This is a genomic window from Methylosinus sp. LW3, assembly GCF_000527115.1.
Classification (GTDB): domain Bacteria; phylum Pseudomonadota; class Alphaproteobacteria; order Rhizobiales; family Beijerinckiaceae; genus Methylosinus.
The window spans coordinates 2,222,498-2,247,082 of sequence record NZ_AZUO01000001.1 but is presented as its reverse complement, the minus strand read 5'-3'; the positions used below and the strand labels follow the sequence as shown (position 1 = coordinate 2,247,082).

Below are 24,585 nucleotides of genomic sequence, written 5' to 3'. Positions count from 1 at the left end.
CGACACTTTTTTCGACGTGAGGGAGCCAATGCCCATTCTACGCTATTCCGCGGCTTCGCCCTACGCCCGCAAGTGCCGCATCGTCGCCGAGCTGCTCGGCCTCGGCGCGAGCGTCGAGCTCGTCGGCGCCGACACGACAAATCCCGACGATTCGTTGCGCGCGCAAAATCCGCTCGGCAAGGTGCCGACGCTCATCCTCGACAGCGGCGAGACGATCTATGACAGCCGCGTGATCTGCGAATATTTCGATCTTCTCGCCGGCGGCAAGCTCATTCCGCATGATCCCGCCGAGCGGATCGCGGCGCTGACGCTGCAATCGCTCGGCGACGGCATGAACGACGCCGCGCTGCTCATTCGCTATGAGGCGACGCGGCCGCAGGCTCTGCGCTCCGCCGATTGGATCGCCTTGCAGACCGGCAAGCTCGACTGCGCGCTCGCGGCGCTCGACGCCGCGCCGCCGGCCGGCCCGGTGACGATCGGCCATGTGGCCGTCGCCGCCGCGCTCGGCTATCTCGATCTGCGCTTCGAAGGCGCCTGGCGCGCGAAATATCCCGCGCTCCTCGCCTGGCTCGACGCTTTTTCGCGCGAGGTTCCGGCCTTCGAGGCGACGCGCGTCGCCTGACGCGGCCCGCGCCTCATATGCGCGCCGGCAGCTTGTCCTCCTCGGCGAGATTGGAGAAGCGCGTCACTTCCGCCTCGAAGGAGAGCGTCACCGTTCCCGTGGGGCCGTGACGCTGCTTGCCGAGGATCGCCTCGGCGCGCCCATGCACGCGCTCCATCTCGTTCTGCCAGGCGATATGCTCTTCCGTGCCCTCGCGCGGCTCGCGATTGCGCAGATAATATTCCTCGCGATAGACGAACATCACCACGTCGGCGTCCTGCTCGATCGAGCCGGATTCGCGGAGGTCGGAGAGCTGCGGGCGCTTGTCGTCGCGGCTCTCGACCTGACGCGAGAGCTGCGAGAGCGCGATGATCGGCACCGCCAGCTCCTTGGCCAGCGCCTTCAGGCCCGTGGTGATCTCGGTCAGCTCCTGCACGCGATTGTCGCCGCGCGATTTGGAGCCGGAGAGCAGCTGAAGATAGTCCACGACGAGCAGATCGAGCCCGCGCTGGCGCTTCAGGCGCCGCGCCCGCGCGGTGAGCTGGGCGATGGAAATGCCGCCGCTCTGATCGATGAAGAAGGGCACGCTCTGCATCTCGCGCGCGGCTTCCGCTATGCGGCGGAAGTCGTCTTCGTTGATGTCGCCGCGGCGGATCTTGTAGGAGGGCACGCCGGATTGCTCGGCGATGACGCGCGTCGCCAATTGCTCGGCCGACATTTCCAGCGAGAAGAAGCCGACGATGCCGCCATTCGCCGCCTTGATCGAGCCGTCCGGCAATTGCTCCGGCACATAGGCCTTGGCGATGTTGAAGGCGATATTGGTGGCAAGCGCCGTCTTGCCCATGCCGGGACGGCCGGCGACGATGATGAGATCGGACTTCTGCAGCCCGCCCATCTTCTCGTCGAGATCGACGAGACCAGTGGCGACGCCGGAGAGATGCCCGTCGCGCTGATAGGCGCTGCTCGCCATATCCATGGCGGTGGAGAGCGCGTCGGCGAAACGCTGAAAGCCGCCATCATAGCGGCCGGTCTCGGCCACCGCATAGAGCTTGCGTTCGGCTTCCTCTATCTGCTGGCGTGGGGCTTGATCGACGGCCGCATCATAGGCGGAATTGACGATATCCTCGCCGATGACGATCAACTCGCGCCGCACGGCGAGATCATGGATCGTGCGGCCATAATCCTCGGCGTTGATGATCGTCGTCGCCTCGCGGGCGAGGCCGGCGAGATAGGTCTGCATCGGCACGCCGCCAGGAAGCTCTATGTCGCCCAAATGCGTCTTCAGAGTCACGACCGTGGCGATGCGTCCGGCGCGAATGATCTGCGCCAAAACCTCGAAGATGCGTCGGTGCAAATCCTCGGAGAAATGTTCGGAGCGTAGAAAATCGGAGACGCGATCGAAGGCGTCATTGTTGATGAGTATGGCGCCGAGCAGCGCCTGCTCGGCTTCGATATTATGCGGCGGCGTGCGATAGGCGGGCGCGTCGAGCGGCGCGACCGAAAAAGGCCGCGGACCCGGCAACGGTTCGATTGCTGGCATTTCTCTCTCATGGCGGGATGTCTTCGATGCTCGTGAACGCGTAGCGACAGGCACTCGAGAACGGCGGCGAATTTGCCCGAAGGAGAGAGCGGCGCCAATGACAAAGATGGCCGCAAAGCTCGGCGAATGCGAGCGCGGCCATCTTGTGAGTCATTTCCACATGCGACAGCGCAGCTTTCGGTCTATCTGCGTGAATTCCTTTGCTTGTGACAATTTCGTCACGCCGAATCGCTCGGGCATGAAAAAGGCCGGAGACGCGGGCGTCTCCGGCCTTTTTCGATAGAGCGAATCGGTTGCGAGCGATCAGAGCTCGACGTCGCCGGCCTCGGCCAGAGCGGCGCCGACCTCGAGTCCGAGATCGTCCAGCGTCGTCTCCTCGCGAGTGGCGGCGGCCTCGCCGCGCGCCTGACGCTCGGCCTCTTCGGCGGAGCGAGCGACGTTGACGATGATCTTCACCTCGATCTCGGGATGCAGATTCACCGGCACATTATGCAGGCCGAGCGCCTTGATCGGATGCTGCAGATCGATCTGATTGCGGTTGAGCGAGAAGCCGCCCGCGGTCGCCGCGTCGGAAATGTCGCGCGGAGCCACCGAGCCATAGAGATGGCCGCTCTCGCCGGCCTGGCGGATGATGACGAAGGTCTGACCCTCGAGCTTCTCGGCGACGGCCTCGGCCTCCTTGCGGGCGGTGAGGTTGCGCGCCTCGATCTGAGCGCGCTGCGTCTCGAAATGCTTCTTGTTGTTTTCCGTGGCGCGCAGCGCCTTGCCGCGCGCCAGCAGGAAGTTGCGCGCATAGCCGTCGCGCACGCGAACGGTGTCGCCCATCTGGCCGAGCTTGGCCACGCGCTCCAGCAGAATGACATCGACCATGGGTTCTCTCTCCTCAGTGTCTCTCGAATTGCGCCGCGGCGATTCTCAGCCGCGCCGCGCCTGCGCCGCCTGCTTGCGGCTTCGGAACGAAAACGCCGCATCGGCGACGCCGACGACGGTGAATAGGACGATCGGCCAGGCGAACAGGCCGATGACGATATAGACGACGGTGAGCGTCACGCCGCCGATGCGCGTCCCGCGCAGCAGAAAGTGAACGACGGCGAGGCCCTGCATCGCCAGAGCGAGGCCGAGCGTCTCGGCGATCACCAGCCCGATCTCGCCGGGGAGGTCGCCGAGATAGGCGAGGGCGCAGGCGGCGAGAAAGCCTCCGGCGACGGCGCGCGGCAGCACGAATTCCTGCGCAATATCCGGCCAGGGCCGCGGCAGCGCCTCGGAGGCGCGGGCGAGCAGGCCGGCGCCCCACAGATTGAGCGCATGGCTGAACAAGGTGAGCGCCGCCAGCGTCGCCGGAAAAGCGAAGACGACGAGCGCCGAGAGCTGGCTGGCGTCGAGCTTGTCGCCGAGCTCCTGCGTGCGGATGAGATCCTCGATCGCCATGAAGGCGCGCGCCCGCAGCGGGTTCAGCGCCTCGTCGAGGCTGCCGAAGCGAATCGCCGCTATGGCGACCGCCGCCGAGACTGCGGCCGCGACTGCGCCGCCGGCGGCGAGCACCGCCCAGGCCGGCGCATGGGACGTCACCAGCTCGCGGCCGCGCCAATTGGCTCCGGAGACGACATAGGCGGCGGCGAGCGCCGGCAGCGCGACGAGAAAAGCGTAGACGAGGCCGAAAATGGGATTGGGCCAGATCGACAGCAGACCGGTCGCGATGAGGCCCGCGGTCGCGCCATGGCGCAGACCGAAGCCGAGCGCGACGATGGAGATCGGCAGCGGCGCGAGAAAGGCGAACAGAACCGACGCCGAAGTGCCCTTGGTGAGGACGGCGAACACGGCCGCGCCCGCGAGACCGCCGCCGATGGAGGCGAAGATCTGCGAGAACGTAAAGTCGCCGTTGTCGGGAACGGGCAGTTTCTTGCGTTCGGGTAGAAGCTGGGGCATGGTCTCAACGCTTGTTCGAGGGCGAGCGCGATCATCTCGCGTCCAGCCCCCTGAACGCCGGCGAAGCCCGCCTTTTAAGGCGAGCGATCTCTCCGGGCAAGGGTCAGAGCGCGAAAAAACCCGCTTCCGATAACCGAAAACGTCGCCGGAGCGGCGCTTTTTTGCGTTCTACTGGCGGCGCAGGGCCGGGCCGGGCTTCTCGCCGAGCACGCGCCAGCTGCCCGCGAGGCCGAGGCCGACCGCGAAAACCAGCGCGCCGAGCGTCGTCAGCGCGACCGGCCAGGGACGGAAGACGAAATCCATCCGCATCAGCGCCTCCAATATGATGCCCGCCGCGCCTGCGCCCGCGATTGCCGAGAAGAGTCCGGCCACGAGGCCGAGCAGAGCGAATTCCAGCGCGAAGGCGCCGGTCAGCCATGAGCGCGTCGCGCCGAGCGTCTTCAATATTATGGCGTCGCGCTGGCGTCCGCGCTGGCTCGCCGCCACGGCGCTGCCCAGCGCCAGCGCCGCCGTGACGATGGCGAGGCCAGCGGCCGCTCGCGCCGCGAAGGTCAGCTGATCGGCGATTTTCTCTATCGCCTCCAGCGCGTCCTTCACGCGCAGAGCGGCGACCTGAGGAAAGCGCGTCGCCGCCTCCCGCGTCAGCCTTTTGTCGCGGAGCGGATCGTCGCGATCGGCGAAGGCGACGGTGAAAATCTCCGAGAAGGGCGCGTCGGCGAAAGCCTCGGGCGAGAACACCATCATGAAATTAATGCCATAGCTGCGCCAATCGACGCGGCGCAGATTGGCGATGCGAACCGTGAGGTCGCGGCCGAGCACATTGACGACGATCTCGTCGCCGACCGTGAGGCCGAGCCCTTCGGCGACGCGCGCCTCCAGCGAGACGAGGGGCGGGCCGTTGCGCCCCTCTTCCCACCATTGTCCGGCGACGATCTCCGAGCCCTTGGGCGGCGTGGCGGCGATGGTGACGCCGCGGTCGCCCTCCAGCGCCCAGGCGATATCGTCCGGCGGCTTCAGATTCTCGGAGCGGACGCCTTTCACGGCGACGATGCGGCCGCGCATCATCGGCACATGCTCGATGCGCGCGTCGGCGGAGAAGGAGGAGAGGAAGGCGGAGAATTCGTCCGCCTGCTCCTTGGCGACATCGACGAAATAGAAGCTCGGCGTGCGGCTCTTCTGCGCCTGGAACAATTCCGCATGGATCGAGCCCTCGATCAGCGCCAGCGCGACGAGAAGCGTCTGCGTCACGCCGATCGAGACAATCAATGTCACGGCGAGGCTCTTGGGGCGGCGAATATTGCCGATCGCATGACGCAGCTGCGCGCCGGGCGCATGGGCGAAGCGCTGCGCTAAGCGGATGACGAGAGCCGCCACGCCGCGCAGCAGGACGAAGGCCATGGCGGTGGCGGCGATATAGGTCGCTGCGAGCTTCTTGTCGGCGGCCGAGAGCATGACCAGAGCCACGAGCGCCGCTGCGGCGAGCAGCGCTGCGAGCAGAAAGACGCGGGGAGGGGATTTTTCCTCGGCCTCGTCTCGCAAGAGCCGCGCGACCGGCGTTCCATAGGCGCGGCCGAGCGGCGGCAGCGCGAAGATCAGCGTCACCAGCAGACCATAGGCCGCGCCGACGGCGAGCGAGCGCGCGTCGAGCGTCGGCGAAAAGGGCAGGGGAATGGAAGCCGAAAGGGCGAGGTCGGCGAGATAAGGAAAGGTCGCGCCGATCGCGAGGCCGCCGATGACGGCGAGGCCGGCGACGAGCAGCACCTCGACGAGCGCCATGGCGAAGACGCGCGAGGCCGGCGCGCCCAGCGCCTTCAATATTGCGAAAGCGTCGCGCTTTCTCGCGACAAAGCCGGAAACGGCGTTGGCGACGCCGGCTCCGCCCGCGACCAGCGCGGTCAGCGCAACCAGCGTCAGCAGCTGGGTGAAGCGCTCCTGATTGCGCGAGAATTGCGGGGAGACGGCGTCCCGCTTGCGCAAATCCCAGCCAGCGTCTGGAAAAGCCGCGGTCAGCGTCGTGACGAAACGCTCGACCTCCGCGTCGCTGGCGACGGCTTCGGTCTTGCCCAGCGAGACGCGCGTCAGCCAGCGCGTCACGGCGCCCGGCTGCATCAGCCCGGTCGCCTTCAGAGCCTCCTGGCTCATCAGCACGCGCGCGCCGAAACCGAAGGCGCCGGCGAGCTTATCGGGCTCGCTCGAAAGCTCGGCTGTGAGGGTGAAGGAGCCGGCGCCGATCTTCACGCGATCGCCGATCTCGAGCCCGAGCCGGGCGATGAGGCCCGCATCGGCGACGAGGCCGAAGCCGCCGTCGCGCTGCGCCAGAGCCTCGGCGAGCGGCAGCGACGGCGTCAGCTCGACTGCGCCGGCGCCGGGATAGGCCGAATCGACAGCTTTTATTTCGATCAGCGCCGCCTCGCCGCTCGCCGAGCGGGCCATGGCGCGCATCAGGCCGATCTCGCAGACGCGGCCGTCGCGCTCCAAAAATTCCCGCTCCTGCGGCGAGAGCCGCCGCATGGTGGTCGTGACGGAGACATCGCCGCCCAAGATCGTGCGCCCCTCGCGGGCGAGGCCGTCGGCGAGCGAGCGGGACACTGCGCCGACGCCGGAAATGGCGGCGACGCCGATGACGATGCAGGCGATGAAGACGGAAAAGCCGCGCAGATCGCCGGAGAGATCGCGCAGGGCGAAACGCAGCGCCAGCGGAATGCGCGAGGCGAGTCCCACCTTCATGACGCCCGCGCCTCGTCCTCTATGCGGCCGGAGCGCAGCCGCACGGCGCGGTCGCAGCGGGCGGCGAGGGAGGGATCATGCGTGACCAGCACCAGGGTCGCCGAGCGCCGCGCCTTTTGCGCGAAGATGAGATCGACGATGGCCGCGCCGGTCTCCGAATCGAGATTGCCGGTCGGCTCGTCGGCGACCAGGATGACAGGATCGGGCGCGAGCGCTCTGGCGATGGCGACGCGCTGCTGCTCTCCGCCGGACATTTGCGTTGGATAATGGGAGAGGCGATGACTGAGGCCCACGGCCTCCAGTTCCTGCGCGGCGCGCTCGAAAGCGTCGGCGCGGCCGGCGAGCTCCAGCGGAATGGCGACATTCTCCAGCGCCGTCATCGTGGCGATGAGCTGGAAAGACTGGAAGACGACGCCTATCTTCCCTCCACGGAACCGCGCCAGCGCATTTTCATCGAGCCGGGCGAGGTCGCTGCCGTCGACGAGCACCTTGCCGGAATCGGGCCGCTCGAGGCCGGCGAGCGTCATCAGCAATGTGGATTTCCCCGAGCCCGAGGGTCCGACGAGGCCGACAGCCTCGCCGCGCGCGACGGCGAGGCTTATGTTCTTGAGCACATGGACGCGCGCCGCGCCCGCTCCGAGGGTGAGATCGACGTCCTCGAGCTCGATGACCGGCCGCTGCACTTTGGAGGTCCTAAAATGGTTTGCCGCTGCGCCCGCCGCCGCTCTCGCGACCCGGCGAAGACGCCCGCCCCGACATATGCGAAGGCGCCGCCGGTTTCCAGTGCTCGGCCGCGCTTTCGTCCGCTCGGCCCGGCTGCGCTGCTCTGCGCCGCCGCAATTTTGGCGCTTCTCACCATGATCTCGCTGCCCGCCGTGGCCGAGCCGCTGCGCATCATCGCCTTCGGCGACAGTCTCAGCGCCGGCTTTCAGCTGCCGGCGGACGCAGCCTTTCCGGCGCAGCTCGAGGCGCGGCTGAAGAATGACGGCTATGACGCCCGCGTGATCAACGCCAGCGTCTCCGGCGACACCACAAGAGGCGGGCTGGCGCGCGTCTCTTACGCGCTGCGCGACGGCGGCGATCTGATGATTCTCGAACTCGGGGCCAATGACATGCTGCTCGGCTTCGATCCGGCGGCGACGCGCGACAATCTGGAGAAAATCATCGGCGCCGCCAAGGAGAAGGGCCTCGATGTGCTGCTCGCCGGAATGCTGGCCAACGCCAATTTCGGCGAGGAGCAGAAAAAAGCCTTCGACGCCATTTTCCCCGATCTTTCGGCGCGGCGCGGCTTGCCGCTCTATCCCTTCTTTCTCGACGGCGTCGTGGGCGAGAAGGGCATGACGCTCGTCGATGGCCTGCATCCGAGCCGGGCCGGCGTCGCGCGGATCGTCGCCGGCGTCGCGCCGCTGGTGGAGAAGAGCCTCGATTCCCTGCGATCGAAGCGTCAGGGCGCCGCGCAGCGTTGAGCGAGGCCGCAAGCGAGGCCGTGAGAAAAAATCCGTTCACACGCCGGAATTTCGTTACAGCCGTCGCATTCTCGATATAGTGCCGACACCATCCTTAGCGCGCGCCATTGCGGCGCGCTGATCCGCGAGGAGGCGCCGACATAGGCCCCTTCGCTCCGCCGCGTCGCGGCCGGGCAAGGGCCGAGCGAGCAGACAGCGACTTCGCCTTACCCGCTCCCGCACGCCTTGCGAGGCCAGGATGGAGGAACTGCGATGCCCAGACTGTTCACCGCCCTCGAAATCCCCCCTCTCGTCGCCGGCAATCTCGCCGCTCTGCGCGGAGGCATTCAGGGAGCCCGCTGGATCGACGCAGAGAATTATCACATCACGCTGCGCTTTATCGGCGATGTGGACGATGCGCTCGGCCATGACGCGGCCATGACCCTCGCCGCCATCCGCCGTCCTCCTGTCTCGATCACGCTCGAGGAGCTGTCGAGCTTCGGCGGCGACAAGCCGCGCGCCATAGTCGTAAAGGCGCGCGCCGATTCGGCGCTGGCCGAGCTGCAGGCCGAGCAGGAGCGGCTGCTGCGGCGCATCGGCATTCCGCCGGAACCACGCAAATTCGCGCCGCATGTGACCCTCGCGCGGCTGCGCGGCGCCTCCTGCTCGGCGGTCGCCGCCTATCTCGGGACGCGCGGCTATTTCCCGCCCCTACGCTTCGAGGCGGCGCGCTTCGTGCTGTTCTCCTCGCGCGATTCGGTCGGCGGCGGGCCTTATATCGTCGAGGCCGAATATCCGCTGCGCGACCGCAAGGCGCTCGCCGCCGGCGCCCGCGAGCTCACCGCCTACAGCCGATAGGCTCAGGCGCTCGCCGGCGCCTCTTTGCGGCCGCGCTCCACGACGGCGGCGAGCGAGGGATCGCGCGCCACCGCTTCCGCGATGAGGCGGTCGGAGGCGCTTTCGATCGTGTTCTGCATGCGCTCGAAGAACTCCCGCGGCTCGAGGCCCGGCGGGATGATCGGCAGATATTCGATGACCACGGTCCCAGGCCGCACGATGAAGGCCTTACGCGCCCAGAACAGGCCGGAATTCAGCGCCACCGGCAGGCAGGCCGCGCCGGTCTCGCGATAGAGCATTGCGACGCCGAACTTATAGAGAGGCGGCGCGCCCGCCGGCCGCCGCGTCCCCTCGGGAAAGATGAACAATTGCCGGCCTTGCGCGAACAGCGCCTTGGTCTTCTCGATCAGCTGCGGCAGCAGCTTGCCGCCCTTGGCGCGATCGATGCCGATCTGCTCCGCGCCCATCAGATACCAGCCGAAAAAGGGGATGAACACCAGCTCGCGCTTGAGAATATAGGAGAAATCCGGCGAATGCAGCGGCAGGACGAAGGTCTCCCACGTCGACTGATGCTTGCAGGCGACGATGACCGGCCCTTTCGGAATATTCTCGAGGCCGCGAAACTCGAATTTCAGCCCGACGATCTTCTCGAGCCAGAAGAGCGACGTTCGCCCCCAGACGCGGCCGAGCGTCATGGAGGCGTGCCGCTTCATCAGCAGCGCGGGCAGCCAGATGATCTGCAGCGTCATGAGGCTGACGAAGAAAGTGATGTGGAACAGCAGCGAGCGCAGGAAGAGCATGCTTTGGTCGTCCGTGGGGTTTCGCGGAAGGTGGGACGCGAACGCCTTCTAGAGTCATTCCGGTTCAGATTGAACCGGAATGACTCTAGATTCCCTTGTTCGGTCGTGTTTTCTTCACGCGAACCGGTCCCCACTTCGCTCGAAAACACTCTAATGCGCTTTTCCTTCGAACGGAACCGCCGCTCGGTCGGGACGGCGCTTTCTCGGGCGCTGCGCCCGCCGATTCAGCGCGTCTGCGCCGTGAGGTCGGCAGTTTCGGCCGGCGCGAGAGCGGTCGCGGAAAGGCCCGGCTCCAGCAGCCGGGTGCGCAGCAGGACGTAGAGGTATTTAACATATTCGGCCGCGATGAGCCGCGTCACGGCGAGGTCGCCGAGCCAGTCCTCGACGCGAAGATGATCGCTGACCACGGCGAAAGGGTAGAGTTCCGCCCCCGGCAGCGCCGCCGAAAGCTCGGCCAGAGCGCGGGGCATATGGTAATTGGAGGTGACGATGATGAGCGAGCCCGCGCCGATTCCATGCGCATGCGCCCAGTCGCGCGTTTCCCGCGCATTGCCGATCGTGTCCTGGGCGCGATAGCCGAGATCGACGCAGCACTCGAACAGTTCCCGCGAGACCGGCAGCAGCTTGGCGATCTCATGGCCGCGCGTCGCCCGATTGACCCCGGTGATGAGCAGCCGGCGCGCCTGGCCGCGCGCCAGGAGCCCGCCCGCCTCATAGACGCGGTCGGAGCCGCCGGTCAGCACGACGACGCCATCGGCCTGCACGGTCAGAGTCGATTCGGTCCGCTCCAGCGAGAGGGCGAAGCCGATGAAGCCGGCCACGAAGGCGGAGGCCAGAAAGCAGAAGAGGGCGAGGACCGCGAGGCGCCAGCGTCCGGGCGCGGCCCATCCTCGTGCTTCCCTGTCTCGCGCATGCGATCGCAAGCGTCCGTCCTCATCGCCGACCCCGAATCCTCGACAAGATGGAAGCGGCGCTCGAGGCCGTCCAGGGCCGGGCGGAATTTATGCCCGGATAGAGTTTACTCGGCTCCGTCCAGGCGCCGCAATTGGCGGAACACGATCTCCTGCGACATGAAGCCGGTCAGAAGCCCGGCCGCCGCCGAGATGAGGCCGACGACGGTGAAGCCGAGCGGCCCCAGCGAGAAGCTGCCGAACATGGCCTCCAGCTGATCGCCGTCCGGCGTCGCGGTCCAGCGATTGGCGAGATAGCCGGCGAAGAGAAAAAAGCCCATGGCCGAGGCGCCGCCGATGAAGCCGCCGCGCAGCCCCAGCACCAGGAAGCGGCGCTGGAACTGCTGGGCGATATATTTGTCCGCCGCGCCGACGAGATGCAGCACCTCTATGATCTCGCGATTGCCGACCATGGCCGCCCGCGTGGCGAAGGCGACGGCGAGCCCCATGGCGACCACGATCAGCACGAAGACCAGCGCCGCGACCGCCACAACGGTGCGCGCCATCTGGCCGAGCCGCTCCACCCACAGCCGGTGATCGTCCAGCGCCGCGCTCGGCAGCGCCTGTGCCAGCTCGCGGCGCAGCGCGTCGAGATCGGCGCGGCGGCTGTCGTCCAGCTTGACGACGATCATGCGCGGGGCCGGCAGCTCGGCGAAATCGAGGCCCTGGCCGAGCCAGGGGGCGAGCAGCGCCTCCGATTCGGCCTTGGTGTAGACGCGCACGTCGCGCACGCCCTCGGCGGCGACGAGGACCGAGGTCGCCTTGCTCACATCGGCTTCTATGTCGCGGCCGGGCAGTGGGCGGATCTGGACGCTGGCCTCGCGCGCCACCTCGCGCCGCCAATCGACGCTGGCGTCGGCGACCATCAGCGCCGCTCCGGCCGAGAGCGCCGCCAGAAAGGTCATGATAGCAATGACAATGACGAGCGAGCGTCCGGCGATGGAGGAGGTGGGGACGAGCGGCGTCTCCCGGCCGAGCGTCTCCTCGCGCGCGGCGTCCTTGGCCGCCGTGGCGGCCGGGCGCTGGCCGGGGCGGGGCTTGGCGTCATTCGAAGACATGCAGCCGCCCATCCGCGAGCACCAGACGGCGCGCGCTCTCATATTGCTCCATCAGCGCCAGATCATGGGTGGCGATGACCACCGAGGTTCCGCTCTTGTGCAATTCCACGAAGAGCCGCAGCAGCCGCCGCGCCAGAGTGGGGTCGAGATTGCCGGTCGGCTCGTCGGCGAGCAGCAGCTCCGGCCGCACGATCAGCGCGCGGGCGATGGCGGCGCGCTGCTTCTCGCCGCCAGAGAGCACGCTCGGCAGGCTGGCGATGCGCTCGTCCAGCCCGACCCAGCGCAGCAGCTCCAGCACCTCGGCGCGATAGCTCGCTTCCTCGCGGCCGATGACCCGCAGCGGCAGAGCGACATTCTCGTATAAATTGAGATGCTCCAGCAGGCGGAAGTCCTGAAAGACGACGCCGATGCGCCGGCGAATGTCGGTGACGGAGTCCTTGTCCAGCGTCTCCGTATCCTTGCCGAAGAGGGTGATTCGCCCGCGCGTCGGCTTCAGCGACAGCAGGACGAGCTTCAGAAGCGTCGTCTTGCCGGCGCCGGAGGGTCCGGTGAGGAATTGGAATGAGCGCGGCGTGATGGAAAAAGCGAGATCGCTCAATATCTCGCTGCCGTTTCCATAGCGCAGGCCGACGTTCTCGAAGGTCAGCAAAGGCGTGTATCCATTGGCGGGCTCAGAATCGCGCTGCGGGGAGATTAGCAGTTCACCGCCCATTAACCATATCGGCGGCTAATCGACGACATGTCGGCGGCCGATTCCGAAGCGGCCGCCCACGGTTCGGAGACCGGCCATGCGCAACGACCTCGCCCCGCACAATTCTCCGGTCGGCTCGGCCCCTAAGGCCCATGATCCGGACGAGGCCCGGCTGTGGCGGGAGCCGCCGCGCGAGAGCGATCTCGTCGATGAGCGGCGCCAGCGCCTGCTGCCGCTGATCGCGGCGATCATCGCCGTCGTCTTCGGAGCCATGGCTCTGATCGGCATGCGCGAGAAGATCGTGCGGGTCATGCCCTTCGCGACGGCGCTCTATTCGGCGATGGGACTGAAGGTCAACGCCGCCGGGCTCGATCTGCGCGGCGTCACCTCCAAGATCGTCACCGAGGGATCACGAAAGGTGCTGACCGTCGAGGGCGAGATCGTCAATCTGCGGCGCTCGGCCAATCGCGTGCCGCCCATGGCGCTGGCCATCCGCGGCGCCGACGGCCGCGAGCGCTACAGCTGGACCGCCGCCGCGCCGAAAATGCGCCTCGCCGCCGGGGAGAGCGTGCAGTTCCGCGCCCGCCTCGCCTCGCCGCCCGCCGATGGGGCCGATGTGCAGGTGCGCTTCGCCGCGCTCGAGGAAGCGGAGAAATCGGCGCGATAGGCGCGCCGCGAAATTCCCCCGGCGCGTTCCCTTATCGGCCGAAATGGCCTAAGCAGGCCCCATGCCGCCGCATGCGCCTCTCCTCTTCGTGAACGCCCGCCTCGTCGACCCCGCCTCCGGCGTGGAGACGCGCGGGGGGCTCCTCGTCCTCGACGGAAAAATCGCCGATCTCGGCCCGGCGCTGACGGCCGAGTCCGCGCCGCAGGGCGTGCGAATCGTCGATTGCGCGGGCGATGTGCTCGCGCCCGGCCTCATCGACATGCAGGCCTTTCTCGGCGAGCCGGGAGCCGAGCATCGCGAGACCATCGCCACCGCCACGGCGGCGGCGGCGGCCGGCGGCGTCACCACCATCGTCGCCGCGCCCGGCACCTCGCCGCCGATCGACGATCCGGCCGTCGTGGACTTCGTTCTGCGCCGCGCCCGCGACACCGGCCGCGTCCGCGTGCTGCCCATGGCCGCGCTCACCAAAGGGCGCGAGGGCAAGGAAATCTCTGAATTCGGCCTGCTGCGCGAGGCCGGAGCGATCGCATTCTCTGACGGCAAGCGCTCGCTTCGCAACGCCCAGACCATGCGCCGGGCCATGACCTACGCCCGCGATTTCGACGCGCTCATCATCCATTTCCCGGAGGATCGCGACCTCGTCGGCGAGGGCGTCATGAATGACGGCGAATTGGCGACGCGCCTCGGCCTCGCCGGCGTGCCCAAGGAGGCGGAGGCCGTCATCGTCGATCGCGATTTGCGTCTCGTCGAGCTGACCGGCGCGCGCTACCACGCCTCCATCGTGGCCAATGGCCTGTCGCTGGCGGCGCTCGAGCAGGCCAAGGCGCGCGGCCTGCCGGTGACTTGCGGGACCACGATCAATCATCTGACGCTCAATGAGAACGACATCGGCGACTATCGCACCTTTTTGAAGCTGCGGCCGCCGCTGCGCCATGAGGACGAGCGCCGGCTTCTGGTGGAGGCGGTGGCGAGCGGGCTCATCGACGTCATTCTCTCCGACCATGATCCGCAGGATGTGGAGATGAAGCGCCTGCCTTTCGCCGAGGCCGAGGCCGGCGCCGTCGGCCTCGAGACCATGCTGGCGGCGGGATTGCGGCTCGTCCATTCGGGCGATGTTCCGCTGCCGACGCTGCTGCGGGCCATGTCCACACGGCCGGCCGAGATTTTGCGCCTGGAGCAGGGACGTCTCGCCAAAGGCGCGCCGGCCGACCTCATCCGCTTCGATCCGGACGAGCCCTTTGTCGTCGATCCGGCCGAATTGCATTCCCGCTGCAAGAACACGCCCTTCGACACGGCGCGCCTGCAAGGTCGGGTGAAATCGACATTCGTCGCGGGAGAATCCGTCTTCGAGCGGCCGGACGCCTAGAGCAGAGCCATAACGAAAAAAGCGTCTTCCCGCCGTGATTTCGCCAATTTCGGGAAAAAGCGGCAAGTGGATTGTGAATCTTTGAAATAGGTACGTAGGTTAACTGCCCGTAACTTCCGCGAACCGAAGGCGGGGCGTTAGTCCTGATTCTACGTTCGTTTTCCCGCGACGCGTCGCCTTCGACGAGAAAATCGCCCGAGCGGCCGGGCCGTCAAGTGGAAGAGAAGCGATGCTTGGTTCCCGTATTTCCCTCGTCGCGCTGATGGTCGCCGCGGCGCCTGCGCTGCAGGCGCGCGCCCAGGAGGCGCTGCCCGACATCGACGTTATAGCGGCGGCCCCGGAGGCGGGCGCGGGAATCGAGAGGTCGAAGGTCCCGACCAATCCGATCATGACCAAGCGTAGCGATCTCGATCGCGACCGCGCGCTGGTCATCACCGACACTCTGCAGCGCCGCAACGCTTCGGTGTCCATCGTCGATGTCGCGGGCAATCCCTTCCAGCCCGATCTCACCTATCGCGGCTTCTCGGCCTCGCCGGTGTCCGGCACGCCGCAGGGCCTCGCCGTCTATCAGGACGGCGTGCGCATCAATGAGGCCTTCGGCGACGTCGTCAATTTCGACCTCATTCCCACGGTCGCTATCGCCAATAGCGAGCTGGTCAGCGGCAATCCGCTGTTCGGCCTCAATGCGCTCGGCGGCGCTCTGACGCTGGAGATGAAGAACGGCTTCACCTGGCAGGGCTATGAGCTGGAGGGACGCGGCGGCTCCTTCGGCCGTCGCTATGGCGCGGCGCAGGTCGGCCAGAAATACGGCGATTTCGCCATTTATTCGGCCTTCGAGGCGCTCGGCGACAGCGGCTGGCGCAAGCGTTCCGGCTCGGAGCTGCTGCGCGGCTATCTCGATCTCGGCTATAAGGGCGACAAGGCCGAGTTCCATTTGAACTACACGGGCGCTACGACGCGTCTCGGCGCCGCCGCGGCGACGCCGGTCGAGATGCTCCAGCGCGACTACAGCTCCGTCTACACGACGCCGCAGAGCTCGACCAATGAGCTGCACTTCCTCAATCTGAAGGGCTCCTATGACGTTTCGAGCGCGCTGAAGCTCAACGGCAACTTCTATTACCGCGACTATCAGCAGGCGCATATCGACGGCAATATCGCCGATATGGAGACCTGCAGCTCCAAAACCTTCGTCTGCCAGGACAACGACCCCTTCATCGGCAATGTGCCGACCAATGCGCAGCGTCGTCTGATCGGACCCAATGGCGCCTATATTCGGTCCTCGGTGCTCGCCGGGGGCCTGCCGGCGACGATCGACTATTCGCGCACCCATTCGCGTTCCTATGGCGGCGCGATTCAGGGGACCTATGACGAGAAGATCGCCGACTTCAAGAACAAGCTCATCGTCGGCGGCTCGTTTGATCGCCAATTCACCGACTTTCGAGGCTATTCGGAACTCGGCATTCTGCAGGGCGATTTCAATGTCACATCGACCGGGCTGCAATATTTCAACTCGGTCCCCGAAGGCGGATTCCAACCCTCCTCGGTCTTCGCGCGCAACCTTTATTACGGCGTCTATGCGCTCGACACGCTCGATCTGACCGACAAGCTCACGCTCACCGCCGGCCTGCGTTTCAATAGCGCGGAAATCACGCTCTATGATCGTTTGGGCGTGCGCCTCAACAGTGACAAGAGCTATCAGCGCGTCAATCCGGTCGCCGGCCTCACCTATACTTTCATCCCCGAATTCACCGTCTATGGCAATTATTCGGAGGCGAACCGCGCGCCGACGGCGCTCGAGAACGGCTGCGCCGACGCCAATCATCCATGCACGATCGACAGCTTCCTCGTCGCCGATCCGCCGTTGAAGCAGGTGGTGACGCGCAGCGGCGAGATCGGCTTCCGCGGCTATCACGACATCGGGCCGGACCATGGCCGGCTCGAGTGGAAGGTCGATATCTTCCGCGCCGTGAACAGCGACGACATCGTCTCGCTGCCGTCGAATGTGATCCAGGGCAGGGGCTATTTCGCCAATGTCGGGGCCACCCGCCGCCAAGGCGTCGAAGCCGGCGTCGCTTGGCGCAACGACCAGCTGAGCCTCTATGCCGATTATGCGCTGATCGACGCCACCTTCCGTAGCGCCTTCGATGTGCAGTCGGAAAGCAATCCCTACGCCGACGCCAATGGCCTCATCCATGTGCGGCCGGGCAATGTGATGCCGGGCGTGCCGCGCCATCGCGTGAAGCTCGGCTTCGATTACTTCATCACGCCCGAGTGGAAGTTCGGCGCCGATTACATCTTCACGAGCGGCGTGCGGCTGCGCGGCGACGAGTCCAATCTCGACAAGCCGCTGCCCTCCTGGGGCGTCGTCAATCTGAAGACCTCCTATAAGGTCACCGAGAATGTCGAGGTCTATGCGCTGGCGCAAAACCTCTTCGATCGGCGCTACTATACTTTCGGGACCTATTTCGACAACAGCGGCAATGCGACCGCGTCGGCCGGCGGCTTCACCAATGCGCGCACTTATGTTCCGGGCGCGCCGGTCTCCGTCTATGGCGGCGTCAAGGTCAAGTTCTGAGCTCAAGTCCTGAGCTCAAGTCCTGAGCTCAAGTCCTGAGCTCAAGTCCTGAGCTCAAGTTCTGAGCTCAAGTCCTGAGCTCAAGTTCTGAGCTCAAGTCCTGAGCTCAAGTTCTGAGCTCAAGTCCTGAGCTCAAGTTCTGAGCTCAAGTCCTGAGCTCAAGTTCTGAGCTCAAGTCCTGAGCTCAAGTTCTGAGCTCAAGTTCTGAGCTCAAGTCCTGAGCTCAAGTTCTGAGCTCAAGTCTCTGATCTAAAAGATACTGAGAGGGGAGGCGGCGATCGGCGGCGCCTCCCCTATCTTGTTTGGGCGGCCCGGCGGAATCGCGAACGCTCTTGAAGAAAAGCGGCAACCGCCTTAAAGGCACGCGCGCGCGGGACGCGAGGCGCGCCGCAACCGGGAACCAGAAAGCATGGCCAAGGAAAAATTCTCACGCACGAAGCCGCATTGCAACATCGGCACGATCGGTCACGTGGACCATGGCAAGACGTCGCTGACGGCGGCGATCACCAAGGTTCTGGCCGAGACGGGCGGCGCGACCTTCACGGCCTATGACCAGATCGACAAGGCCCCGGAAGAGCGCGCCCGCGGCATCACCATCTCGACGGCGCATGTCGAGTATGAGACCGCCAATCGCCATTACGCCCATGTCGACTGCCCCGGCCACGCCGATTATGTGAAGAACATGATCACCGGCGCCGCGCAGATGGACGGCGCCATCCTCGTCGTCTCCGCCGCCGACGGCCCGATGCCGCAGACCCGCGAGCACATCCTGCTCGCCCGCCAGGTCGGCGTGCCGGCGCTCGTCGTGTTCCTGAACAAGGTCGACATGGTCGACGATCCGGAACTGCTCGAGCTCGTCGAGCTCGAGGTTCGCGAGCTGCTGTCGAAATACGAGTTCCCCGGCGACGATATTCCGATCACCAAGGGCTCGGCCCTGGCGGCGCTCGAGAACAAGACGCCCGAGATCGGCCATGACGCGATCCTGAAGCTGATGCAGACGGTCGACGAATACATCCCGCAGCCGGAGCGTCCGAAGGATCAGCCCTTCCTGATGCCGGTCGAGGACGTGTTCTCGATCTCTGGCCGCGGCACGGTGGTGACGGGCCGCGTCGAGCGCGGCATTGTCAAGGTCGGCGAGGAAGTCGAGGTCGTCGGCATTCGCCCGACGATCAAGACGACGGTGACGGGCGTGGAAATGTTCCGCAAGCTGCTCGATCAGGGCGAGGCGGGCGACAATATCGGCGCGCTGCTGCGCGGCACCAAGCGCGAGGACGTGGAGCGCGGCCAGGTTCTGTCGAAGCCCGGCTCGGTGAAGCCGCACACCAAGTTCAAGGCGGAAGCCTATATTCTGACGAAGGAAGAGGGCGGCCGTCATACGCCGTTCTTCACCAACTATCGTCCGCAGTTCTACTTCCGCACGACGGATGTGACCGGCATTGTGACGCTCCCTGAGGGCGTCGAGATGGTGATGCCGGGCGATAATGTGGCGATGGAGGTGAACCTCATCGTTCCGATCGCCATGGAGGAGAAGCTGCGCTTCGCCATCCGCGAAGGCGGCCGCACGGTTGGAGCAGGCGTGGTCGCTTCGATCATCGAGTGATCGGAGCGAGCACGCCGTCGCGACAACCGCATTAGGTTTGCACGAGCGCGAAGCGCTCGTGCTCGGCGCCGGCGTCGTCGCCTCGATCATCGAATAAGAAAGCGAGCCTTTCGGGCTCGCTTCGAAAAAAGGGACTGCGAGCCGAATGGCTCGCGGTCCCAAGTCGGGGAGAAGAGAGTTGTGGACCGTCAGGCCGCGAGCTGCTCCTCGAGGAGGATTGCCGGCAGGCGCGCGTCCTCGGAGGCCTCAGTCTCGTCATGGCTCGGATGCGCCATCACCTCGAGCGCCGCGGCGACGGCCGAAATGCCGATCTCGCGATAGAGGCGGGTGAGCAGATCATGCGGACGGTCGGCGGATTGCGCTTCGCTGAAATCGGTGGCGACGAGCTTCGACATGGCGGCTACTCTCTACTGAACGGTTGCGGGGCGCTCGAGGAATGCGTGCATTTGATTTAAAGTCTCCCTTACCCCGGTAAACTATTCGTAAAATCGCGGAGCCCGCCGCGCGACTTCCACATGCCCCTGTGGATGAGCCGCGCCGCGATCGATGCTATGATCGCCTCATGCTGCGCCATATCCCCGAAGAGCCCGTCTCCAACGCCGCGGTCTGGTGCCGGCGGCTCGCTGTTTTCTCTCTGCCGGTGGCGGCGATCGCCGTGATCCTCGCGCGCGCCAATGCGGTGGAGCCGCAGGCCTCGCTCGCCGTGCTCGGCGGCGCGATCGTGGTGGCGCTCGTCGCGCTGCTGCTGTTTCTCGCCGCCTGCGTCGTCATCTGGCAGGAGGGCCGGCGCGGGCTGGGCGAGGCGCTCGGCGGCGCCTTTCTCGCCGCCGTGACGCTCGGCTATCCGGCCTATCTCGCCGTCCAGGCCGTGCGTCTGCCGGTGCTATCCGACGTCTCGACGGATACGGCCGATCCGCCGCGCTTTTCCACCTCGCGGGCGGCCGTCGCGGCGCGCGCCGGCTTCACGCCCGCGGGCTTCGACGCCGACACTGCGGAGCGGCAGAGGGACGGCTATCCGGACATAGAGCCGATCGTCGTCGATCTCGAGCCGGACGAGGCCTATCAGCTGGTGCTGGAGACGGCGCAGAGCCGCGGCTGGCGCGTCATCGACCAGCGTCCGCCGGGCGGCCGTTCCGGCATCGGCCATCTCGATTTTCTCGACCGCACATTGGTGATGGGCTTTGCCGACGATATCGCCGTGCGGCTGCGCCCGCTCGCCGGCCAGACGCGCATAGACGTGCGCTCCGCCTCCCGTTACGGGCGCCATGATTTCGGCGCCAACGCAAAGCGCATCCGCCAATTCGCCGAGGAGCTGCAGGCGGGGTTGAACGAGAAGTGAGGGAGTAGGGAGTTTGTAGCGAATAGCGAGTAGAACTGGGACGCCGCTATTCGCTATTCGCTACTCCCTATTCGCTCACTCTGAAATACCGCGTCTCCAATGTCGCCGGCCCGTCGGAACGGGCGAGCCCGCGCTCGATCAAATCTTCGAGATGGGCGAAGACGGAGAGCGCCGCCGCCCTCTGCAAGCTCGCGTCGAAGCCCTCGTAAATGCGCGCGACCATGGCGGCGATCGTCTCGTCGCCGGCCTCGAGCCGCTCGAGGATGGCCGCCTCACGCTGCCGGCGATGGTGGAGCAGGGCGCGTAGATAGCGTTGCGGCTCCTTCACTGGCCCGCCATGGGCGGGCCAATAGAGGCGATCGTCGCGCGCGCGCAACTTTTCCAGCGAAGCGAAATATTCTCCCATGGAGCCGTCCGGCGGCGCGATGACGGTGGTCGCCCAGGCCATCACATGATCGCCGGTGAAGAGCGTCGCCTCCTCGGCCAGCGCGAAGCAGAGATGATTGGTCGTATGGCCGGGCGTCGCGACGGCCTCGATGGTGAGGCCGCCGAAGCTCAGCCTATCGCCATCGGCGAGGGACATGTCGGGCGCGTATGTTTTGTCATGCGAGGCGTCGAGGCCGGGGCCAGTGACCGAAAGATCGGGCGGCGGCGCATAAGGCGCGCAGCCGGCGATGGTCGCGCCGGTCTTCTCCGCCAGAACGCGCGCCGCCGGGGAGTGGTCGCGATGCGTATGGGTGACGAGCAGATAGCGCAGCGTTGCGCCAGCAATGGCGGCGAGCAGCGCCTCTATATGGGAGGCGTCCGCCGGGCCGGGGTCGATGATCGCGACCTCGCCTTCCCCGATGATGTAGCTGCAAGTGCCCGTATAGGTGAAGGCGCCGGGATTGGGCGCGACGATGCGGCGCGTCGCCGGCGACAAGCGTTGCAGCGCGCCCGGCGGAGAGTCGAAGGTGGTGAGGAAGTCGTCTCGGGTCATTGAAAATTGCGTCCCTTCGGGATTGCCTCGCGCGCCTTGGCCTCGCTTGCGTTTGCGCCGCGCGATTGCTCGAGCAGGCGCAGATCGGCCGTCAGATCCTCGATCTTCTGCGCGATCACATGGACGACGCCGGATTCATTCTGCACGCGCCCCGTGACCGCCACCAGCCGCGCGCCGATGACCTCGGGACGCTGGCGCTCGAACAGTTTCGGCCAGACGACGATATTGGCGATTCCCGTCTCGTCCTCGATCGTCATGAAGATCACGCCGCTCGCCGAGCCCGGCCGCTGCCGCACCAGCACGAGGCCGGCGACTGTCACGCGGGCGCCCTCGCGCGCGCCTTGGCCCGTTGCCCCCTCCCTCACCCTCCCCCGCTGCGCGGGAGAGGGGAGCGGCCGGCGTTGCGCGAAATCTCGATGAAGTGTGGAGCCTGCTCCCTCTCCCGCTTGCGGGGGAGGGTTGGGGAGGGGGCCTTTCGGCGGAGGGTGTGGGAGGGGGCCGCCGCCGAGCGCCCCACAGGGCATGATCCCCTTGGCCTCGAGCCGCGCGCGCAGAAACGCCATTGGATGCGCCTTCAGCGACAGCGACAGAAAGCGATAATCCTCCACTACCTCCGCCCCGAGCGGCATGGGCGGGAGGTTCGCGTCCTCCTCCTGCGGCGCGAAGGAGAGCGCGCGCAACAGCGGGAGATCGTCCTTGTCGCCGGCGCGATTGAGCGCCTGCACGGCCCAGAGCGCGTCGCGTCGCGGCAGGCCGAGCGAGGCGAAGGCGCCGGCCTCCGCCAAGCGCTCGAGCGTCGATGGCTCGAGCCCGCCGCGCAGCCATAGATCGCGCACGGAATCATAGCCCGCGCCGCGCTTCGCCACGAGGCGCTTCATGTCCGCTTCGCGCAGGCCGACGATCTGGCGGAAGCCGAGCCGCACATCATGCGTCGCGCGAATGTCGCCGGCCATGGAGGCGTGGCGCGAATGCAGCGGCGTCGCCTGCGCGCGCGTCTCCAGCGTGCAATCCCAATCGGAGGCGTTCACATCGACCTCATGCACGCCGACGCCATGTTCCTGCGCATCGCGCACGATCTGCGCCGGGGCATAGAAGCCCATGGGCTGCGCGTTCAGCAAGGCGCAGCAGAACACGTCCGGATAACGGCATTTGAGCCAGGCGGAGGCATAGACGAGCAGAGCGAAAGACGCCGCGTGACTCTCGGGGAAACCATAGGAGCCGAAGCCTTCGATCTGCCCCCAGCAGCGCTCGGCGAATTCGCGGCTATAGCCGCGCGCCTCCATGCCGGCGAGCATTTTGGCGCGGAAGGTTCCGATCGTGCCGACGCGCTTGAACGTCGCCATGGCGCGGCGCAGCCGATCCGCCTCATCGGGCGTGAAGCCGCCGGCGACGATGGCGATGCGCATCGCCTGCTCCTGGAACAAAGGCACGCCGAGCGTCTTGCGCAGCACTTGCTCGAGCTCTGCCGAAGGAAAGGACACTTGCTCCTTGCCGATACGACGGCGGAGATATGGGTGAACCATATCGCCCTGAATGGGGCCGGGCCGCACGATCGCCACCTCTATGACGAGATCGTAGAACTCCCGCGGCCGCAGCCGCGGCAGCATGGACATTTGCGCGCGGCTCTCGATCTGGAACACGCCGATCGTATCGGCGCGCGAGATCATGTCATAGACGCTCTCCTCCTCCGCCGGGATCGACGAAAGGCGATGCACGACGTCATAGCGCTCGGCCAGCAGGGCGAGGCCCTTGCGCAGGCAGGTGAGCATGCCGAGCGCCAGCACGTCGATCTTCAATATGCGCAGCGCGTCGAGATCGTCCTTGTCCCATTCGATCGTCGTGCGGCCTTCCATGGCGGCGGGCGCGAGCGGGACAATCTCGTCCAGCCGATCGCGCGTGATGACGAAGCCGCCCGTATGCTGCGAGAGATGGCGCGGAAAGCCGGTCAGCTCGCGTGTCAGCTCCAGCGCCTTGGCGAGACGCGGCTCGCGCTCACCCTCCCCTTTAAGGGGAGGGTCGGCCGGCGATAGCCGGACGGGGTGGGGTTCAACGGCAAAGACTCGGGGTTTCACCCCCTCCCGATCGCCTTCGGCGCTCGACCTCCCCCCTCGAGGGGGAGGTGGGGACGCCTCTCCTTGCGCCATTCCTCCCCAGACATTGTTCGAGAGCCGCGAGACGACATCGGCGGAAAGACCGAAAGCCTTGCCGACCTCGCGAATGGCCGAGCGCGAGCGATAGGAGACCACCGTCGCCGTGAGGCCGGCGCGCTCGCGGCCATAGCGCGCGTAGATATATTGCATGACCTCTTCGCGCCGCTCATGCTCGAAATCGACGTCGATATCGGGCGGCTCGTTGCGCGCGGCGGAGACGAAGCGCTCGAAGAGGAGATCATGCTTGGTCGGATCGACCTCGGTGACGCCGAGGCAGAAGCAGATCACGGAATTGGCGGCCGAGCCGCGCCCCTGCGCGAGAATGTCCTTTTTGCGCGCGAAACGCACAATGTCGTGGACAGTGAGAAAATAGGCGGCGTAGCCGAGCTCGGCGATCAGCTTCAGCTCATGGCGCAGCAGCGCCTCGACCTTATCGGGAACGCCGTTTGGATAGCGCATCCTCGCGCCTTCGCGCGCGTAATATTCGAGCGCCTCCTGCTCGCTGGCGAAACCTTCGCGCAATTCGCTCGGATAATTATGCGCGAGCGCGTCGAGACGGAAGGAAAGACCTTCCAGAAAGCGCGCCGTCTCCTCCACCGCCTGCGGCGCCTGCACGAAGAGCCGCGCCATTTCTGCGCCGCTCTTCAGCGAGCGCTCGGCGTTGGCGGAGAGCAGATAGCCGGCATTATCGAGCGTCGTCTTCTCGCGCACGCAGGCGAGAACGTCAGCGAGCGGACGGCGCTCGGGAACATGCATGTTCGGCTCGTTCACTGCGATGAGAGGCAGGCCGGTCTCGCGTGAGAGCGCGATGCGGCGGGCGAGGGCGGCGCGCATATCGACGCCATAGAGCGCGGTCGCGGCGAGCCACAGTCGGCCGCATGCGGCCGCGAGCAGGGCGGGGGGAAGCGCCGCGCCCTCCATCGCGATGAGCTGCTGGCCTTCGGCGAATTCCAGGAGATCGTCGAGGAAAAGGCGGCACTCGCCCTTCTGCGCGCGCATATTGCCGCGCGTCAGCAGCCGGCAGAGACGGCCATAGGCGGCGCGGTCCTTCGGATAGCAGAGAACATCCGGAGTCTCGTCGGCAAAGACGAGGCGCGCGCCAATGGCGAGATGAAAGCCGGGCGCTTCGGCCGCATGTTCGCGCAGATAGGAATGAGCGCGCACGACGCCGGCGAGCGAATTGCGATCGGCTATGCCTATGCCGATATGGCCGAGCGCCATCGCCTGCGCGACCATCTCCTCGGGATGCGAGGCGCCGCGCAGGAAGGAAAAATTGGTCGCAGTCGCGAGCTCGGCGAAGCGGGACATATGGGGATCATATCAGCAACCAGTGT

The 24,585-nt window shown here is 66.4% G+C and carries 20 protein-coding genes; 8 read left to right on the top strand and 12 right to left on the bottom strand.

Going from position 1 to position 24,585, the window contains the following annotated elements; genetic code table 11:
- The first annotated feature begins 28 nt into the window (after positions 1–28).
- Positions 29–622, top strand: a complete 594-nt coding sequence (locus METLW3_RS0111385) for a glutathione S-transferase (protein WP_024880039.1) — start codon at positions 29–31, stop codon at positions 620–622.
- A gap of 13 nt (positions 623–635) precedes the next feature.
- On the opposite strand, the gene METLW3_RS0111380 is transcribed toward METLW3_RS0111385, so the two are convergent.
- From METLW3_RS0111380 to METLW3_RS0111355, 5 genes are all read right to left on the bottom strand, one after another.
- Positions 636–2,141 (bottom strand): replicative DNA helicase, encoded by a 1,506-nt coding sequence (locus METLW3_RS0111380; protein WP_024880038.1) that lies wholly within the window; start codon positions 2,139–2,141, stop codon positions 636–638.
- 303 nt (positions 2,142–2,444) lie between these two features.
- Entirely contained in the window at positions 2,445–3,011 is a 567-nt protein-coding gene (gene rplI / locus METLW3_RS0111370; protein WP_024880036.1) for a 50S ribosomal protein L9, read from the bottom strand.
- A gap of 45 nt (positions 3,012–3,056) precedes the next feature.
- Positions 3,057–4,067, bottom strand: a complete 1,011-nt coding sequence (locus METLW3_RS0111365) for a DUF2232 domain-containing protein (protein ID WP_024880035.1) — start codon at positions 4,065–4,067, stop codon at positions 3,057–3,059.
- A 168-nt stretch (positions 4,068–4,235) separates the two neighbouring features.
- Positions 4,236–6,794: an FtsX-like permease family protein gene (locus METLW3_RS0111360; protein WP_024880034.1), complete on the bottom strand. Its 2,559-nt coding sequence runs from the start codon at positions 6,792–6,794 to the stop codon at positions 4,236–4,238.
- Positions 6,791–7,477, bottom strand: coding sequence for an ABC transporter ATP-binding protein (locus METLW3_RS0111355; protein WP_024880033.1), 687 nt, complete (start codon positions 7,475–7,477; stop codon positions 6,791–6,793). Before METLW3_RS0111355 ends, METLW3_RS0111360 begins: the two co-directional genes overlap by 4 nt.
- 15 nt (positions 7,478–7,492) lie before the next feature.
- Between METLW3_RS0111355 and METLW3_RS0111350 the strand changes: the two genes are divergently transcribed.
- Together METLW3_RS0111350 and thpR are read left to right on the top strand one after the other, a co-directional pair.
- Positions 7,493–8,260, top strand: a complete 768-nt coding sequence (locus tag METLW3_RS0111350; RefSeq protein WP_084484822.1) for an arylesterase — start codon at positions 7,493–7,495, stop codon at positions 8,258–8,260.
- 252 nt (positions 8,261–8,512) lie between these two features.
- Positions 8,513–9,097, top strand: a complete 585-nt coding sequence (gene thpR / locus METLW3_RS0111345) for an RNA 2',3'-cyclic phosphodiesterase (RefSeq protein ID WP_024880031.1) — start codon at positions 8,513–8,515, stop codon at positions 9,095–9,097.
- A gap of 2 nt (positions 9,098–9,099) precedes the next feature.
- Here thpR and METLW3_RS0111340 read toward each other — a convergent pair whose 3' ends face one another.
- The 4 genes from METLW3_RS0111340 to ftsE all read right to left on the bottom strand — a co-directional run bounded on the left by METLW3_RS0111340 (position 9,100) and on the right by ftsE (position 12,533).
- A complete protein-coding gene (locus tag METLW3_RS0111340; protein ID WP_024880030.1) occupies positions 9,100–9,876 on the bottom strand; it encodes a lysophospholipid acyltransferase family protein in 777 nt (258 codons plus the stop codon).
- Positions 9,877–10,100: 224 nt separating this feature from the next.
- A complete protein-coding gene (locus METLW3_RS0111335) occupies positions 10,101–10,799 on the bottom strand; it encodes a YdcF family protein (protein ID WP_024880029.1) in 699 nt (232 codons plus the stop codon).
- A gap of 95 nt (positions 10,800–10,894) precedes the next feature.
- Complete coding sequence (locus METLW3_RS0111330) at positions 10,895–11,884, bottom strand: ABC transporter permease (protein ID WP_245267313.1); 990 nt, start codon at positions 11,882–11,884, stop codon at positions 10,895–10,897.
- The gene (gene ftsE, locus METLW3_RS0111325; RefSeq protein ID WP_024880027.1) at positions 11,871–12,533 is read right to left on the bottom strand and encodes a cell division ATP-binding protein FtsE; all 663 of its coding nucleotides are present in this window, start codon (positions 12,531–12,533) and stop codon (positions 11,871–11,873) included. Before ftsE ends, METLW3_RS0111330 begins: the two co-directional genes overlap by 14 nt.
- A gap of 139 nt (positions 12,534–12,672) precedes the next feature.
- On the opposite strand from ftsE, the gene METLW3_RS0111320 reads away from it, so the two are divergent.
- The 4 genes from METLW3_RS0111320 (at position 12,673) to tuf (ending at position 18,783) form a co-directional block, all read left to right on the top strand.
- Positions 12,673–13,242, top strand: coding sequence for a hypothetical protein (locus METLW3_RS0111320; protein ID WP_024880026.1), 570 nt, complete (start codon positions 12,673–12,675; stop codon positions 13,240–13,242).
- 61 nt (positions 13,243–13,303) lie between these two features.
- A complete protein-coding gene (locus METLW3_RS0111315) occupies positions 13,304–14,608 on the top strand; it encodes a dihydroorotase (protein WP_024880025.1) in 1,305 nt (434 codons plus the stop codon).
- A gap of 229 nt (positions 14,609–14,837) precedes the next feature.
- Positions 14,838–17,183, top strand: a complete 2,346-nt coding sequence (locus METLW3_RS0111310) for a TonB-dependent receptor (protein WP_024880024.1) — start codon at positions 14,838–14,840, stop codon at positions 17,181–17,183.
- A gap of 409 nt (positions 17,184–17,592) precedes the next feature.
- A complete protein-coding gene (tuf, locus tag METLW3_RS0111305; protein WP_024880023.1) occupies positions 17,593–18,783 on the top strand; it encodes an elongation factor Tu in 1,191 nt (396 codons plus the stop codon).
- Between the two features lie 188 nt (positions 18,784–18,971).
- Here the strand turns inward: tuf and METLW3_RS0111300 are convergent, their stop codons facing one another.
- The gene (locus tag METLW3_RS0111300) at positions 18,972–19,178 is read right to left on the bottom strand and encodes a hypothetical protein (RefSeq protein ID WP_024880022.1); all 207 of its coding nucleotides are present in this window, start codon (positions 19,176–19,178) and stop codon (positions 18,972–18,974) included.
- Positions 19,179–19,345: 167 nt separating this feature from the next.
- On the opposite strand from METLW3_RS0111300, the gene METLW3_RS0111295 reads away from it, so the two are divergent.
- Positions 19,346–20,122: a DUF1499 domain-containing protein gene (locus METLW3_RS0111295; protein ID WP_024880021.1), complete on the top strand. Its 777-nt coding sequence runs from the start codon at positions 19,346–19,348 to the stop codon at positions 20,120–20,122.
- 67 nt (positions 20,123–20,189) lie between these two features.
- Here METLW3_RS0111295 and METLW3_RS0111290 read toward each other — a convergent pair whose 3' ends face one another.
- A complete protein-coding gene (locus tag METLW3_RS0111290; protein WP_024880020.1) occupies positions 20,190–21,101 on the bottom strand; it encodes an MBL fold metallo-hydrolase in 912 nt (303 codons plus the stop codon).
- The gene (dnaE, locus tag METLW3_RS0111285; RefSeq protein WP_024880019.1) at positions 21,098–24,559 is read right to left on the bottom strand and encodes a DNA polymerase III subunit alpha; all 3,462 of its coding nucleotides are present in this window, start codon (positions 24,557–24,559) and stop codon (positions 21,098–21,100) included. The genes METLW3_RS0111290 and dnaE overlap by 4 nt, the downstream gene beginning before the upstream one ends.
- Between the last annotated feature and the right edge of the window lie 26 nt (positions 24,560–24,585).

Coding starts and splice junctions, on each gene's coding strand:
- METLW3_RS0111365 (WP_024880035.1), bottom strand. CDS start 4,067: ATGCCCCAGCTTCTACCCGAACGCAAGAAACTGCCCGTTCCCGACAAC.
- METLW3_RS0111340 (WP_024880030.1), bottom strand. CDS start 9,876: ATGCTCTTCCTGCGCTCGCTGCTGTTCCACATCACTTTCTTCGTCAGC.
- METLW3_RS0111295 (WP_024880021.1), top strand. CDS start 19,346: ATGCTGCGCCATATCCCCGAAGAGCCCGTCTCCAACGCCGCGGTCTGG.
- METLW3_RS0111300 (WP_024880022.1), bottom strand. CDS start 19,178: ATGTCGAAGCTCGTCGCCACCGATTTCAGCGAAGCGCAATCCGCCGAC.
- tuf (WP_024880023.1), top strand. CDS start 17,593: ATGGCCAAGGAAAAATTCTCACGCACGAAGCCGCATTGCAACATCGGC.
- METLW3_RS0111360 (WP_024880034.1), bottom strand. CDS start 6,794: ATGAAGGTGGGACTCGCCTCGCGCATTCCGCTGGCGCTGCGTTTCGCC.
- METLW3_RS0111380 (WP_024880038.1), bottom strand. CDS start 2,141: ATGCCAGCAATCGAACCGTTGCCGGGTCCGCGGCCTTTTTCGGTCGCG.
- METLW3_RS0111290 (WP_024880020.1), bottom strand. CDS start 21,101: ATGACCCGAGACGACTTCCTCACCACCTTCGACTCTCCGCCGGGCGCG.
- thpR (WP_024880031.1), top strand. CDS start 8,513: ATGCCCAGACTGTTCACCGCCCTCGAAATCCCCCCTCTCGTCGCCGGC.
- METLW3_RS0111350 (WP_084484822.1), top strand. CDS start 7,493: ATGGTTTGCCGCTGCGCCCGCCGCCGCTCTCGCGACCCGGCGAAGACG.
- rplI (WP_024880036.1), bottom strand. CDS start 3,011: ATGGTCGATGTCATTCTGCTGGAGCGCGTGGCCAAGCTCGGCCAGATG.
- METLW3_RS0111315 (WP_024880025.1), top strand. CDS start 13,304: ATGCCGCCGCATGCGCCTCTCCTCTTCGTGAACGCCCGCCTCGTCGAC.
- METLW3_RS0111330 (WP_245267313.1), bottom strand. CDS start 11,884: ATGTCTTCGAATGACGCCAAGCCCCGCCCCGGCCAGCGCCCGGCCGCC.
- METLW3_RS0111320 (WP_024880026.1), top strand. CDS start 12,673: ATGCGCAACGACCTCGCCCCGCACAATTCTCCGGTCGGCTCGGCCCCT.
- METLW3_RS0111385 (WP_024880039.1), top strand. CDS start 29: ATGCCCATTCTACGCTATTCCGCGGCTTCGCCCTACGCCCGCAAGTGC.
- dnaE (WP_024880019.1), bottom strand. CDS start 24,559: ATGTCCCGCTTCGCCGAGCTCGCGACTGCGACCAATTTTTCCTTCCTG.
- METLW3_RS0111310 (WP_024880024.1), top strand. CDS start 14,838: ATGCTTGGTTCCCGTATTTCCCTCGTCGCGCTGATGGTCGCCGCGGCG.